12 protein-coding genes are annotated in these 15,320 nt (G+C 60.3%); 9 read left to right on the top strand and 3 right to left on the bottom strand.

Annotated features, from left to right (window positions below):
• The first annotated feature begins 32 nt into the window (after nucleotides 1-32).
• The 8 genes from RKE25_RS17920 to RKE25_RS17955 all read left to right on the top strand — a co-directional run bounded on the left by RKE25_RS17920 (nucleotide 33) and on the right by RKE25_RS17955 (nucleotide 9,858).
• A complete protein-coding gene (locus RKE25_RS17920) occupies nucleotides 33-1,400 on the top strand; it encodes a hypothetical protein (protein ID WP_311839447.1) in 1,368 nt (455 codons plus the stop codon).
• A 91-nt stretch (nucleotides 1,401-1,491) separates the two neighbouring features.
• The gene (locus tag RKE25_RS17925; protein WP_311839448.1) at nucleotides 1,492-1,935 is read left to right on the top strand and encodes a pilin; all 444 of its coding nucleotides are present in this window, start codon (nucleotides 1,492-1,494) and stop codon (nucleotides 1,933-1,935) included.
• A 320-nt stretch (nucleotides 1,936-2,255) separates the two neighbouring features.
• Nucleotides 2,256-2,696 (top strand): pilin, encoded by a 441-nt coding sequence (locus tag RKE25_RS17930; RefSeq protein ID WP_311839449.1) that lies wholly within the window; start codon nucleotides 2,256-2,258, stop codon nucleotides 2,694-2,696.
• A 65-nt stretch (nucleotides 2,697-2,761) separates the two neighbouring features.
• Nucleotides 2,762-4,786, top strand: a complete 2,025-nt coding sequence (locus tag RKE25_RS17935; protein WP_311839450.1) for a tetratricopeptide repeat protein — start codon at nucleotides 2,762-2,764, stop codon at nucleotides 4,784-4,786.
• Nucleotides 4,783-6,744: a hypothetical protein gene (locus RKE25_RS17940; RefSeq protein WP_311839451.1), complete on the top strand. Its 1,962-nt coding sequence runs from the start codon at nucleotides 4,783-4,785 to the stop codon at nucleotides 6,742-6,744. Before RKE25_RS17935 ends, RKE25_RS17940 begins: the two co-directional genes overlap by 4 nt.
• Nucleotides 6,745-6,875: 131 nt before the next feature.
• Nucleotides 6,876-7,916, top strand: a complete 1,041-nt coding sequence (locus tag RKE25_RS17945) for a glycosyltransferase family 4 protein (protein ID WP_311839452.1) — start codon at nucleotides 6,876-6,878, stop codon at nucleotides 7,914-7,916.
• Nucleotides 7,913-8,836 carry an NAD-dependent epimerase/dehydratase family protein gene (locus RKE25_RS17950; RefSeq protein ID WP_311839453.1) on the top strand — a complete coding sequence of 308 codons (924 nt, stop codon included), beginning with the start codon at nucleotides 7,913-7,915 and terminating at the stop codon, nucleotides 8,834-8,836. Before RKE25_RS17945 ends, RKE25_RS17950 begins: the two co-directional genes overlap by 4 nt.
• Nucleotides 8,812-9,858, top strand: coding sequence for a glycosyltransferase (locus RKE25_RS17955; protein ID WP_311839454.1), 1,047 nt, complete (start codon nucleotides 8,812-8,814; stop codon nucleotides 9,856-9,858). The genes RKE25_RS17950 and RKE25_RS17955 overlap by 25 nt, the downstream gene beginning before the upstream one ends.
• 31 nt (nucleotides 9,859-9,889) lie before the next feature.
• Here the strand turns inward: RKE25_RS17955 and RKE25_RS17960 are convergent, their stop codons facing one another.
• From RKE25_RS17960 to RKE25_RS17970, 3 genes are all read right to left on the bottom strand, one after another.
• Nucleotides 9,890-10,840 (bottom strand): glycosyltransferase family 2 protein, encoded by a 951-nt coding sequence (locus RKE25_RS17960; protein ID WP_311839455.1) that lies wholly within the window; start codon nucleotides 10,838-10,840, stop codon nucleotides 9,890-9,892.
• A 101-nt stretch (nucleotides 10,841-10,941) separates the two neighbouring features.
• On the bottom strand, nucleotides 10,942-12,390 hold the full coding sequence (locus tag RKE25_RS17965; protein ID WP_311839456.1) for an oligosaccharide flippase family protein: 1,449 nt from the start codon (nucleotides 12,388-12,390) through the stop codon (nucleotides 10,942-10,944).
• Nucleotides 12,387-13,265, bottom strand: a complete 879-nt coding sequence (locus RKE25_RS17970) for a glycosyltransferase family 2 protein (RefSeq protein ID WP_311839457.1) — start codon at nucleotides 13,263-13,265, stop codon at nucleotides 12,387-12,389. Before RKE25_RS17970 ends, RKE25_RS17965 begins: the two co-directional genes overlap by 4 nt.
• A 237-nt stretch (nucleotides 13,266-13,502) precedes the next feature.
• Between RKE25_RS17970 and pilB the strand changes: the two genes are divergently transcribed.
• On the top strand, nucleotides 13,503-15,224 hold the full coding sequence (gene pilB / locus RKE25_RS17975; protein ID WP_311839458.1) for a type IV-A pilus assembly ATPase PilB: 1,722 nt from the start codon (nucleotides 13,503-13,505) through the stop codon (nucleotides 15,222-15,224).
• The last annotated feature ends 96 nt before the right edge of the window (nucleotides 15,225-15,320 follow it).

The raw sequence follows: 15,320 nt of genomic DNA on the forward strand, positions 1-15,320 counted from the left end.
GGCCGGGGTATGACCGCAGGGAACGACAGGGGATGATGGATACGACGATGCCGCGCTGCGGCGAAGCGAAACCGTTGGCACAGCGGTGGTGGTGGACGGCGCTGGTATTGATCGGGGTCGTGGCCTTTGCCATTCGCTGGTACTACGTCAGCCACGCCATCATCGATCGGCCGGTCCGCGGGGACGCAATCGAGTACCACGCCTATGCGTGGAACATGGCTCATCACGGCGTGTTCTCCCGATCAAGGCCAGGCAGCGCGGCGGTCGTCGCCGACAACTTCCGCGATCCTGGCTACCCGGCTTTTCTGGCCTTCTGGATGGCCGTCTGCGGCGATTTCCCGAATTGGTACTGGCCGGTACTGCTGAGCCAGGTCCTGCTGGGCGCCCTGACTGTCGTCTTCCTTATGGCCGCAGCGAGACGCTGGATACCCGATCGCTGGCTGATAGCGGCTGGCCTGCTGATAGCGGTATGGCCGCACAGCGTCACGATCACTAGCTACGTGCTCAGTGAAACACTGCTCGGCTTTTGCTGCGCGCTCGGCTTCCTTTTGCTCGCCCAGGCGTTTCGCAACCACAACCGCTGGCTGGCCCTGGCGGCGGGCCTGGCGTTTGGCCTGGCGGCGATGACCAATGCCGTGCTGCTGCCCTTCGTTCCGCTGCTATGCCTGCTGCTGTGGTGGCGAAAGCTAGTGCCAGGTCGGCAGCTCGTTGCGCTTCTGCTAGGGATGGCGCTGCTACCCGCCGCATGGGCTATCCGCAATACACACGTCACCGCCGAAGAATCGTCCAGCAGCCGGGCGGTGATGAATCTCGTGCAGGGGTCGTGGCCGGAGTACCACGAAAGCTACTTCCGGAAAGTGATCTTCAAAGATCCCGAAGCAGAACAAATTCTGCGACAGATCGACCGCGAGTACCGAGTGTTCAAGGCCAGCCCGTCACAGGGACTGGCGACTATGTTCGCGCGCATGCAAACCGAACCGTGGCGCTATACCCGCTGGTATCTGTGGAAACCCATGCTGCTATGGGACTGGGATATACGCGTGGGCGACGGAGATATCTACGTCTTTCCCACGCCTTACTCACCATTTAGGGACAAACCAGCACTGCGAGCCTTGGCCGCGATATGCCATACCCTCGATCCAGCGCTCACCTTGCTGATGTTTCTCGGCAGCTTGCTGGCCTTGCTGAACATCCGAACCGGCCCACCGGCGAATACCGCCATGGTTTTATTGCTCGGCTTCGTGACCCTGGTGTACTCCGTCCTTCAATCCGAGCCGCGTTATTCCATTCCGTTTCGGGGGCTGGAGATTCTCCTGGTGGCGCATGCAGGGTGGCGAGTTGCCGAATGGATAGGCAGCAAGCGCCTGGCAGTGCCCCGGGTATCCGGTGAAACATCGTGATAACAATCACATTTCGGGACGGCTGAGGCGGCAGGCCAGAGGCTTGGTACAGGACGTGCTAACCCAAAGGCATCAACCAGGGGGTTACATCATGTTCCGGGCACGCAAAGCTCATGGCTTTACCTTGATCGAACTGATGATTGTCGTCGCGATCATCGCCATCCTCGCGGCCATCGCCATTCCGGCTTACCAGGACTACGCCATTCGGGCACAAGTTGCCGAAGGCATGAGCTTGGCGGGCGGCGCTAAAACGGCAGTTTGGGACTACGTTTCAAATACGGGCAGGTTTCCCGCAAACAATCAATCCGCTGGGCTGGCCACGAATACATCGATAGTCGGAAACTATGTTTCCAATGTGGACGTCGCGGCAGGGCTCGTCACGGTGAAATTCCAGACGGCCAAAGCAAATACACATATCAACGCCGCGAGCTTGTATCTGGCACTTTCACCAGTGAGCCATGCAGGCAGCATCACGTGGACGTGCACCAAGAGCACCATTGACCCCAAGTACCTGCCGACCTCGTGCAGGCAGTAGGAACACACATGGTGACAAGAAGCGTCACCTACTGCCCAATTTTGGCCACCCACTCCTTTGCCAGCTCGATCACAATTCGGCCGGATGCGACGGTGACTCGCAATCGATTGTGAGCTTTCGTGAAGCTAGGCACAATTCCTAAGCCCACCACTATGCGGGAATATGCCGGCGGCAAAAATGGCATACATGCTGCTTGTTTTGCCGCGAGCTTCCTGGTCGTTCCTGACCGTACGTATGGGGTCCGATCCCGCCTAGGGGGATTCGGGACTGGGGCTCAGGGGGCATCAAACGGTTAGCTAACCAAAAACAGAGGAACCATCATGAAGAACGTGCAAAAGGGCTTCACCCTGATCGAACTGATGATCGTCGTGGCGATCATCGCCATCCTCGCCGCCATCGCCATCCCGGCTTATCAGGATTACCTGATCCGCTCGCAGGTGTCCGAAGGCGCGGTGCTGTCGGATGGCGCCAAGACTGCGATGGGCGAGTACTACAGCAACAAGGGCGACTTCCCGTCGAACAACACGTCGGCCGGCCTCGCCAAAGCCGTCAGCATCGTGGGCAAGTATGTCTCGCAGGTCGACGTCTCGACGACGAAGGGCCAGATCCAGGCCACGTTTGGCCCGAATGCCAACAGCAAGCTCAATGGCAAGGTCCTCGCCTTCTCCGCCATCACCAACGCCGGCAGTGTCTCCTGGTCCTGCACCAACGCCGCGACCACGGTCGACGCCAAGTACCTGCCGACCGCTTGCCGCAAGTAATACTCGCGTTTCCGTGAGTCCTGGAGGGGCCGCCATCGCGGCCCCTCTTTCATTTGGGATAGGGCATGTACCGTTTCAGCATTCGTGGACGTGATCGACTGCTTCTATCCGTCTTTGGGCTGCTGCTGCTCGGGCTCGCGGTCTACGCCTATTTTCCCGGCCTTAACGGCGGCTTTCTCTTCGACGATTACATCAATCTGCCGGCCTTGGGCGCGCAAGGCCCTATCGACAACTGGCCGACCTTCTGGCGCTACATAACCTCGGGAACGGCTGATCCCACTGGGCGCCCACTGACCCTTCTGACGTTCCTGCTGGACGCACAGGACTGGCCCGCCCCAGCCTTTGCATTCAAACGTACCGCACTAGCCCTTCATCTGCTGAACGGCTTACTGCTGTACCTGTTGCTTGTCCGCATCGATACGCTGTTGCGGGATAAGCCGGCATGGGTCCACCGGCTCACGGCCATGTGCAGTGCAGGCCTGTGGCTGCTCCATCCGCTACTCGTTTCCACGACGCTCTACGTCATCCAGCGGGAGGCCATGCTGCCGGCGACATGCGTGCTGGCGGGACTGCTCACATGGCTCCATGGCCGCTCGAAACTCAGCCGCGGCGAAATAGTTCAGGGCACGATCTGGAGCGCCGCGGGCCTCGCCGTGTTCACGGTGCTGGGTACGCTGGCCAAAGCCAACGGTGCACTGTTGCCGGCATTCGCGCTGCTGCTGGACGTCGTCATCCGCCGCAGACAGCCGATATCCTCCGCCCCAGCCCACGCGGCGCACCGATGGGCCATGCTGCTGCTCGCAAAGATTCCCACTGCCGTACTCTGCATTTATCTGGCGTGGGTGGGTGTGCATGGCATCGCCCAGAACGCCTATCTTTCCCGCCCATGGACATATGGACAGCGACTGTTGACCGAGCCGCGCGTCTTGCTCGATTACCTGGGTTTGCTTTGGATTCCCCGCGCTATTTCCTCAGGCTTGTTCAACGATCACTATGAGGTGTCCACGTCGCTGCTTCATCCAGCGACGACGGGGCTGGCGCTCGCAATGCTATGCCTGCTTGGCGTCACTGCCTGGAAGACACGCCGCCGGTATCCAGCCATCACCTTGGCAATAGGTTTTTTCTTCGTCGGGCAGCTCATCGAGTCCACGACGCTTCCGCTCGAACTTTATTTCGAGCATCGCAATTATCTGCCGGCAATGCTCATGTTCTATCCGCTTGGCTGGTGGCTTTGCAGCCGAGATACGCAGGCCGCGCTCAAGACGCTCCTCATGTTCGCGCTGCCTGTGGGCTTGGCTATGCTGACCCATGCGCGAGCCTCTCTGTGGGGCAACGACCTACAGCAGGCACTCATATGGGCGCAGATCAATCCTAACTCCCCGCGCGCGCAAGCCAATGCGGCACAGGCCGAGATGCACGCAGGCCAGCCGGAGCATGCCGTTGAACGCCTGCAGCGCGCGCTCAAAGACAAACCGGACGAATTGCAGCTCACGTTCAATCTGATCGGCGCGCGCTGCATGAGCGGCTACGTGCCGATATCCGACCTCGAAGCAGCGCGCCAGTCGATGGCCCATGCCGCCAACACCGGCGCCTTATTCTCGAGCTGGCTCGATCGCATGCTGCCCGTCGCGACCTCGGCGGCTTGCACAAACCTCACGACCGATCGCCTCGTCCGCATCATCGATGCCGGCTTCGAAAATCCGCGGCTGTCGACTCCGGCATCGCGCCAGGACCTGTTCTTCCTGAAGGCCAAGATCTTCATGGCCGACCATCGGATCAGCGATGCCGATGAGGCTTTCCGGCAAGCCATCGATCTACAGCCACTTCCGGGCATCGCTCTGGAAGCTGCTGCAGCCATGGGCTCGGCCGGCCAGCCTGAGAAGGGCTTGCAAATTCTCGCGCACTACCAGAGCGTAAAGGCGCGGTCCCCCAGGCCCGGCCTGGGCATGCCCCAGGTCCACCAATGGGTACTCGACAAGCAGAACTATTGGCCGAATGAAATTGCTCGTCTGCAACAAACGCTCCAGGCCGATGCGAGCACCGATCGCACGCGACGAAGCCATCAACCCGCCGAGCTGCAAGATCCATGACGAAGTCGCATCGCCACCATATTGTGCTTGCCGCCGCACTGATTGCCACCCTCATCGCGTACTGGCCGGGATTGTACGGATCCTTCCTGTTCGACGATTACCCGAACATTGTTGACAACCATGGCTTGCAGCCGAAAGAGGCCAGCATCGCGTCGCTTGTTTCCGCGGCACTTTCCTCGCCGTCCAGTGAGTTCAAGCGCCCGCTCGCATCGCTGAGCTTTGCGGTCAACTATCTCTGGACAGGGCTCGATCCTTTCTGGATGAAGCTGACAAACCTTCTGGTCCATCTGCTCAATGGCCTGCTGGTCTATGTCGTTTCACGGTCTCTGATCAGGGCGCTGCCACCCAAGGCGCCCGGCTCGGCAACGGAAACATCGACCGGTCTGCTGGCCGCGCTGATCGCTGCCGGCTGGATGCTTTTGCCGATCAATCTGACGGCCGTGCTCTACGTCGTCCAGCGGATGGAGAGCCTTGCAAACCTGTTTGTGCTACTTGGCCTGGCGCTCTACATAAGATCGCGGCAGCACATTCGCTCACGCAAGGATAACCATCTCCCTGTTGGCCCGCTCGCTTATCTGTCAGCAGGTTCGGCCATCGCATTGCCAACCGCAGTCGGGCTGCTCGCCAAGGAGACGGCCATCATGCTGCCTCTTTATGCCTGCCTGACCGAATGGGTGGTGTTCGGCTTCAGGCGCTCCGGCGATACCAGAACCACGGACTGGGGAGTTGTCGCTCTGTTCCTGATCCTGCTCGTCATCCCCGGCGTGGCAGGTTTGAGCATTCTGCTGCCTGGATTGCTCAGGCCAGAAACCTGGGCCATCCGTGACTTCACACTGGCCACTCGCTTGCTGAGCGAAGCCCGCATCGTGCTGGGCTATATACGTTGGTCGCTACTGCCGACGCCTTCCGCACTCTCGTTCTACCATGACGATTTCGTTGTCTCCTCGGGCCTTTTCTCACCCCAGAGCACGATCTTCAGCATTACCGTTCTCGCTGCGATCCTGACCTTGGCCGTCATCGGCCGACGGCGGTATCCCCTGGCCGCACTTGGCATGCTGTTCTTTTTGGGCAGCCATTTGCTGACCGGCACTATTATTCCTTTGGAACTCATCTACGAACACAGGAATTACTACGGTAGCTTCGGTCTCCTGCTAGCTGTCGTCCCCGCGCTTTTCACCACGGAGATCCAGCTTGGCGGGCATTTTCTCCTGCTGGCTAAACGGGTACTTTTCATTGGCTTGCTCGGCCTTTGGGCGCTGTTTACGGCGCTCACGGCTCGCGCCTGGGGAAGCCCTTTGAGCCTGGCGGAGGAACTGGCTGCGCGAGCGCCAGACTCCCCCCGTGCCCAATACGAACTCGGCAGGACCTATATCGTCCTTTCCGGCTATGACCCAACTTCGCCCTTCATCGACGAGGCCTATGGGCCGCTGGAAAAAGCAGCGGCCATGCCAAGGTCTTCGATCCTCCCTCAGCAGGCCCTTATTTTCCTTCATGCCCGCATTCACCGCCCGATCAAAGACGCTTGGTGGGACAGCCTCACGCATAAGCTGAAAGATCGTGTGCCCGGCATTCAGGACGAAAGCTCGATGGGAGCCCTGGTGAAATGCGCCCGAGACAAGCTCTGCGATCTCTCCAAGCAACGCATGATGGATGCCTTCATGGCTGCCCTATCGCATCCCAATCCGAGCCCCCGCCTGCTCAGCATGTACAGCGACTATGCGTGGAACGTGCTTGAAGACCGCGAGCTGGGACTAAGGCTCATGAACGAAACCACTCGTTTGGATCCCCGCGAACCGGCGTACTGGATCACTTTGACGCGCATGCAGATCGCCTTGGGCGACAAGCCTGCTGCGCTAAAAGGCATCGCACACTTGGAGCAACTGAACATTGCTGGCTCGCTCTCGTCGAGCATAGAAGAACTGGTGCGGGCCTCGGAGCATATCGAGGACAGCCCGTGAGCCCGGCGCCACACACAAGCCAGAGCCTTCGCCCCATGCCAGCTGCATCGCAAGCATTGACGCGAGTGCTGATGATAAGCACCTCCTATCCCCGCGATGCAGGAGATTGGCGCGGAATATTCATCAGAAATATGGCCGACGCGATCAGCCGCCTTCCCGAGACGGAGTTAAAGCTGTGGGCGCCGCCAGGAGAGCTCCCATCGCAAGTCATCCCTGCCACGCTATCCAGTGAAAGCGCCTGGCTGGGCGAGCTCATGGATCATGGCGGCATTTCCCATTTGATGAGAAATGGAGGACCGAGCGCCGTCACTGCTCCGATCAAACTCTTGCGCTTGCTACGCCAGTGCTACAAGCGGAACAGCATGGCGGATATCTATCATATCAATTGGCTGCAAAGCGCCCTGCCATTACCGAACGATGGCAAGCCGGCGCTGATCACCGTACTCGGCAACGACCTCAAACTACTTGGCTTGCCATTGGTGCGCCCCCTACTCCGCCATGTGATGCGCCACCGCAAGGTTGCGATATGCCCCAACGCCGAGTGGATGAAGGAGCCTCTGCTGGAAGCATTCGGTGACCTTGCGAGCGTCGAGCCGGTCTCGTTTGGCATTGACAAGGAATGGTACGCGGTCAGACGCAACATCCCTACGCCGCCGCGCTGGCTGGCGGTCACCCGCCTGACACGGGACAAACTCGGCCCTCTGTTTGAGTGGTCAGAGCCACTGTTTCGCGAAGGGGAACGGGAACTCCACCTTTTCGGACCGATGCAGGAGGAAATCAATGTTCCCGAATGGGTTCGCTACCATGGCCCGACATCGCCCAAAGCATTGAATACGGAATGGTTCCCGCACGCCAGCGGCCTGATCACGCTGAGCCGCCACGCAGAAGGCAGGCCCCAGGTCATGCTTGAAGCCATGGCGGCCGGACTGCCCATCATCGCTTCGGACATGCAGGCCCATTCCTCTATCGTCAAGCACCGGCAAAGCGGCATGCTATGCGCCTCCGACGCCGATTACGGGCGAGCGCTGACCCACCTCGAAGACCCGGTCCTCAACCAGAAGTACGGCGAGTTCGCCCGATCTCTCGCCCAGGAACTCATGGGCACGTGGGATGACGGGGCAACGCGGTACGCCGCCATCTATCGAAGCCTCAGAGAGAGGGCCTTATCATGAATGATTCGGTTCTTGTTCTCGGCGCCAACGGGTTTATTGGACGGCGCTTGGTTCATGCCCTTTCAGCAGAAGGGTACAGGGTCGTTGCCGTCACGCGGACGCCTCTTCCGCCGCAAAAGGGGGTAGACCTCTATTTTGGCCAGCTGAGAGAGGCGGATGAGTTTCTGCGAGCTCTCGAAGGCTGCGGCACCCTTGTGCACGCGGCATCCGCCTCGACGCCTGGCAGCACGGGTGGCCGGCCGCTATCCGAGTTGCATGGAAACCTTACGCCCTCGCTGGCCATGCTGGAGGCACTACAGCAACGTCCAGACGTCAAACTGCTGTATCTCTCGTCGGCGGGCACGCTTTACGAAGACCATATGGGTCCGCCGGCCACCGAGCGCACGCCCATTGCTCCTCGCTCTTATCACGGCGCGGGAAAAGCGGCGGCCGAGCATTTCATTCATGCATGGCACGCACAAGGCTATGGAACCGCAACCATTGTCCGGCCCACCAATGTCTACGGCCCGGAGCAGCAACTGCGCGCCAATTTCGGGATCATCCCCACCTGCTTCGCCAAGATGATGCACGGCGAGCCGCTCACCGTGTGGGGAGATGGCTCCGTCACCCGCGATTATCTCTATGTGGATGACTTGGTCGATCTCTGTTTGAAGATCGTCCAGAAACCGAGCGAGCGAAGCCTGACGACAGTCAACGCATCGAGCGGCGAGAGCATCAGCCTCAATGACCTCTTCGAAGAACTCGAAGCCGTGGCGGGCATGCCATTGCTGAGAAGCTACGATTCCCAACGCTCGCTCGATGCACGGCACATTTCTGTGAGTTCTGAACTGGCTCTATCCTTGTATGGCTGGCGAGCATCCACGCCCTTGCGCGAAGGCCTGCGGAACACATGGACATGGTTGAATTCATTGCCGGCGTAAACCCCTGTCCTGCGCCGGTCTGTACCGTCTGTATCGCCAATTACAACGGCGAGTCGCTACTGGAAGCCTGCCTCGACTCTATTCTCTCCCAGAGCCTTTACGGGCGCCTGCAGATCATTGTCCATGATGATGCGTCCTTGGACGGCTCAGTAGCCCTGATCAAGCGCAAGTACCCGCAAGTCGACCTGCTGATCAGCACTCAGAACGTGGGCTTCTGCGTTGCCAACAACCGCATGGTGGATCTTGCCCGCGCGCCTTACGTCCTGCTGCTCAACAATGACGCGGCGCTGTTTCCCGATGGGGTGGAAACGCTGCTGACCATGGCGGAAGCCTCAGCCCAGCCGGCGGTCCTGACCTTGCCGCAATACGACTGGCAGACGGGCGACTTGGTGGACCGGGGATGTCGCCTTGATTACTTCTACAATCCCGTGCCCAACGTGGAGCCGCGCCATCCAGAGCTTGCCATGACCATCGGCGCCTGCCTTTGGGCGCCAGTGACTCTTTGGAGGCAACTCGGCGGCTTACCCGACTGGATGGAATCCCTCGGTGAAGACCTGTTCTTTTGCTGTCTCGCCAGACTCCGGGGGGCTCGGGTGCTTGTCGCGGACCAAAGCGGCTACCGCCATTGGCAAGGCAAGACCTTTGGAGGAAACAAAGCCAGCGAAGGTGCATTGAGCACAACGATGAGGCGGCGGCGGCTCAGCGAGCGCAACAAGACTTATGCCTTGTTCGTATGCACGCCGTCCATTGCCATGTGGGCATGGCTCACGCTGCATTTGTGCCTTCTGCTCAGTGAAGGATGCATCCTGGCTTTACTCAAGCGCGATTTAGCCATTCTGACGGGCATCTATCTCCCGGTCCCCGTGGCCCTCCTGAAGAACCGCGCCATGCTTATGGACTACCGTTCGCAAGTTTCCCAGCAACGGAGCCTCTCTCTGCACGCCTACTTTTCGGCATTCACTTGGATACCAAGGAAGCTATCCATGCTCTTCAGATACGGCATACCACACATCGGCAAATAGTGATCCCGGCGGCAGCGTAACGACGGATGGCCTATTTGCGTAGCCGGTCGATGGGGCCGGTACGCCCCAACATTCCATCGCGAATACCCTTCGCGATCATGGACAAATTCTTCCATCGATCCGGTGAGAAGAACACGTAGGCATAGAACTGCCCGATCCAGTACCAGCACGCGCGTAGTTTCCAGCGCAAGGGCACGTAAGAGAGCCGCCACATCAACAGGAAGTTCCGGTACTTGTAATAGAACCTCACCGGACTATACGTGCCGTACAACCGCCATCTAAGCACCCATACCCGGAACGGGTTCTGGCCCAGTTGATGATGAAGCCGGACCTTTGATGTCCCCAGGATCACATATCCCATGTGCCGGGCCCTGAGACACCATTCGATATCGACGTTGTCGATGAAGTACTCCGCCCGCATGCCTCCAACATCTTTCAGCACACGCACCGGAATGAGCGAGCCGGACGTAATGGTGGTGAAGGCTTCAAGCCATGGGTCCGCCGCCTCGGTACCCGCATTGGAATAGAAGAGGCGATCGGGCTTCTGAACCTGAAATGGGAACGCCTGATTGGTAGTGCGATCAAAGTACTGCGGGCTGACACAAGCGACATTCAACCCGGTGGCCGAAGCGTTTTCAAAGACCTCGTAGAGACCACGCACCATATTGGCGGGCGGCAAGCTGTCCTGGTCGCTGAGCAGAACGAATTCAAAGGATTCGCTCTGAGCCAACCGAATGCCCTCGTTGAGCGCTTCCGCAATGCCTCGATTTTCACCCCACTGGATGAGACGGACAGGCACGCCTTCGCACCTCCGTACCTCCTCGGCTGCAATCAGGCTTCCCGCAGGGGTGTTATCCACCACGACAACGGCATGCACCTGTTCTACCAAGGCACCAAGCAGCCGCCGCAATGATTCGGCGTCCGGGTGATAAGCGACCACGACTGCCAACGTCCCGCCTGCACTACCGATACGCTCGCTCACTTCTGCCTCGCCTTCACGCCGGCAATGAGCTCCCTTCCAAGCGGCCCCGCACAGCTTGGGGGACACCCCTGCTCAAGTGCAAACGTGATACGCCTCATTTATCAGCGTCCTTTCCAAACAGGGCGAGACAGCGCAAGCATTCGCGCAAACGTGAGAAGGCCCAGAAGCGCAATGGCGACGGATATTGCGAGGCGAGCCATCCAGTTGTCCGCACCACCTACGACCAGCACGGTGGCAACGATGGCCATACTCGGCATGACCAGCTTGACTAGATCGTCCCAACCAACAATGCGACGAAATCCGACCGCGAGGCATAACAACAGGAAGTCCGCCATCACCCGGAGCGACCACGCCATGGCTGCGCCCAGAACGCCGTACCGCCCAACCAGCAGCACGACCAGGACGCCATAGGGGAGCAGTTCGCCCACGTGGAATTTGGCGGTCAAATCGCTCCTGCCGTCCGCGTGCAACATAGCCACCGCCAAATGTGCAAGCCCATTCAAGCAGACTCCGCCAATCACCACCTGAAACAGGCGCCACCCTTGATCGGCAAAAGAGACCCCGAGCCACAGCGTCAGTATCTCCTTCCCGAGGAGACAGCCAATCGCTAATGGATATAGCCAGAACAGGAACAGCGCTTCCCGCGCGCGAGCAAAGAGCCGAGCACGGTTTGCACCCAGCGCGCCTGCCTGGGTCAGTGCAGGAAAGACGGCATTCAGTCCCGCCAAAGGCAACGCTGTACCGCGATAAGCGGCATCGAAAGGAACCGTATAAAGCGCCATCGTGCCCGCCGGAACTACCGAGGCCAGGTAGAACCGGTCTCCATAAACCAGGAAGGGCGAAATCACGTTACTGACGGATAGCCAACCGCTGAAGGCCAATAACCGTCGCAACTCCCCTTCTTTTCCTGCCAGCAGGAAGTCTCTGAACGCGAAAGGAGCCATCGTCATGCACAGCAGGAATCCAAGGATCCTCACCCCCGCCAGCGCAGATAACGTCCAAGAAAGGCTGTGCGTATAGCCTGCAACCAAGGCAGGAACGATAAACACCAGGAATCCTACCGGCACCTTTACCAGGTTTACTTTGACGAACTCCTGGCGGCCTTCAAGCATGCTAAGGATGCCGCTCGACATGAGCGCAAATGGAATGCTCAATCCTATCCAGCGAAACCCGCCCACGGTTTCGCCGCACAACGATGCGTCTTCGCAACGAAGCCACTGTGTCAAATGAGGCACTGCCAACCAGATAAGGCCGCCAACGACGACCCCTATCGCACAAAGCAGCGCGATGCATCTCGCCAGTACTGCGGATACATGTCGCCATTCGATGGCCGCCGCACAGGCATGCGCCACATAGCGCGTGATTCCGCGACTCAGACCGAAGTCCAATATTCCCGAGATACCGACCAGTCCCAAAGCTAGCGTAAAAACGCCCATCGCCGATTGGCCGAGCGAATCGAGCAGGAAGCGGAGCGCAACGATACCGACGAGAGACGGCAATACAACGCCGACAATATTCACCAGGGCATTTTTGCCGACTTTAAGGCTCATTTTGGCCCGTGGGTCCCGCCCTGCTCCGAAGACACGTACATAAGCGCCGTGATCTGCTCGGACACCAATCCAATCAGGAAAACGATCACCGCGGCGCTCCACATCAGCGTGCTCATGTTGGTCAGACGGCCTTCCTGCGAGAACGTCCAGGCGTAATTGGCGCACCCCAGCAGGAAGAACACCACCGCCGTCGGCGCAAACAACTTCAACGGCGAATACAGCGTCGCGATCTTGAAGATGATCAGCAGAAACCGAACACCGTCCTTCAACGGCTTGATATGACTCTTCCCCACCCGCTGCGCCGCCTTGATCGGCAGATATGCCACCGGATACGCGCTGCGGAAGAACGCCATCGTGCTGGTCGTCGGATAGGAGAAGCCGTTCGGCAACAAGTGCAGAAATTCGCGGAAGCGCCCGGCGCGAACGGCGCGGAAGCCTGAGGTCAGATCCGCCACTTCATGCCCCGTCATCCGCGTGGCCAGCCAGTTGTAGATCGTATTGGCCACGCCGCGTCCCACGCCCGCCTGGCTGCCCCAGTCCCGTGCGCCGACCACCATGTCGTAGCCCTGCCCCAGCCGCTCCAGCAGTCGCGCGATGTCCGCCGGATCATGCTGGCCGTCGCCGTCCATGAACACGAGAATGTCGCCGCTGGCTGCCCGGGCACCTCGCTTGATCGCCGCGCCATTGCCCATCGAGTACGGGGAGGACAGGCACTGGACCCCGGCGGAGGCGCAGATATCACGGGTATCGTCCGTCGACCCGTCATCCACCACGATGATTTCGGCATCAGGCTGGGCTGCGCGCAGGCGGGGCAGCAGGGTCTTCAGGGCCGCGGCCTCGTTCTTGGCCGGCAAAACGATACTGATACGGTCCAAAATGACTCCCCCGAGCGTAAACGCGAATAATAGCCTGCCCCTGGGGTGCGCGGCTGTGGCCGACTTGACGAAACGACCACCTCCAGGTGGCAGCGTAGCCACGCGCCGGTCGCCCGCCCCGGCCGGGAATGTGTGCTTAGGGTCACCTTACCGCCATCCCGAACCGCCGGCGGGTGACCCGTCACGGTATCTGCGGTAAATTCCCGACCAATCAGGGGGATTGGTGACATTCAGGTTATGGCGACGCAAATGCAACCGTCTTTGTCGGGCCTGTCAGGCATGGCCCGGCGACTGGTGTCCGAGGGGGTGCTCCCCGAGCCGGACGTGCGCAAGGCGGTGGCCGACTCGGCCCAGCACAAGACCTCGCTCACCTCCTGGCTGCTCGACAACAACCTGGTCGAAAGCGCCCGCCTGACCCAGATCGCCTCCGCCGAGTTCGGCATGCCGGCCATGGATGTCTCGTCGCTGCAGCCGACCAGCATGCCGCTCAACCTGATCAGCGAGGCGCTGGTCAACAAGCACCATGCCCTGCCCCTGTTCCGGCGCGGCAAGCGCCTGTTCGTCGGCATCGCCGACCCCATGCAGTCCCACGCGCTGGACGAGATCAAGTTCCACTCCAACTGCATGGTGGAACCGATCCTGGTCGAGCGCGGGCAGCTGCACCGGGTGATCGAGAGCGCGCTCAACACGATGAATGCCACCGTCCCGGATCTCGGCGGGGACGATCTGGAAGAACTGGCGCTGGAAGCCGGCGACGACGACGGCGACACCACGGGCATCGACGCCACCGCGAACGAAGACGCGCCGGTCGTCAAGTTCGTCAACAAGATCCTGGTCGATGCGATCAAGCGCGGCGCGTCGGACATTCATTTCGAGCCATTCGAAACCCAGTACCGGGTGCGCCTGCGCATGGACGGCATGCTGCGCGCGGTGGCCAGCCCGCCGATGAAACTGGCGACGCGTATTTCCTCGCGCCTGAAGGTGATGGCTGGCCTGGACATCGCCGAGCGCCGCGTCCCGCAGGACGGCCGTATCAAGCTCAACCTCTCCAAGAGCCGCTCGGTCGACTTCCGCGTCAGCACGCTGCCGACCCTGTTCGGCGAGAAGATCGTGCTGCGTATCCTGGACGCCTCCACGGCGAAGCTGGGCATCGACAAGCTGGGTTACGAGGAGGTGCAGAAGCAGCTCTACCTCGACGCCATCCACAAGCCCTACGGCATGGTGCTCGTCACCGGCCCCACGGGTTCGGGTAAGACGGTGTCGCTGTACACCGCGCTCAATATCCTCAATACCAACGAGCGCAATATCTCCACGGTCGAGGACCCGGTCGAAATCCGCGTGGAAGGCATCAACCAGGTCCAGCAGAACACCAAGCGCGGCATGACCTTCGCGGCGGCCCTGCGCTCCTTCCTGCGCCAGGACCCGGACGTGATCATGGTCGGCGAAATCCGCGACCTGGAAACGGCTGAGATCGCCATCAAGGCCGCGCAGACCGGTCACATGGTGTTGTCCACCCTGCATACCAACGACGCGCCGCAGACCATCGCCCGCCTGATGAACATGGGCATCGCGCCGTACAACATCACCTCTTCGGTCACCCTGGTGATCGCCCAGCGCCTGGCCCGCCGCCTGCACGACTGCAAGAAGCCGATGGACCTGCCGCCGCAGACGCTGCTGGCCGCAGGCTTTACACAGGAAGAGATCGACGCCGGCCTGACCCTTTTCGAAGCCGTGGGCTGCGACCACTGCAACGAGGGCTACAAGGGCCGCGTGGGCATCTATCAGGTGATGCCGATGCTGGAGGACATCCAGAAGATCGTGCTGCAGGGCGGCAACGCGATGCAGATCGCCGAGGTGGCCCGCAAGGCCGGCATCAACGACCTGCGCGCATCGGCCCTCATGAAGGTCAAGCAGGGCGTGACCAGCCTCGCCGAAATCGATCGCGTCACCAAGGACTGACGCCGCTCCATCGCCGGTCCGCGACGCCGGTAGCATTGGAGTTGCGTGCCAAGGCACGGATTGCCTGGGGAATTTGGACTAAGCTGCAGCAAATTT

It is taken from the genome of Dyella sp. BiH032 (assembly GCF_031954525.1).
GTDB lineage: Bacteria > Pseudomonadota > Gammaproteobacteria > Xanthomonadales > Rhodanobacteraceae > Dyella_D.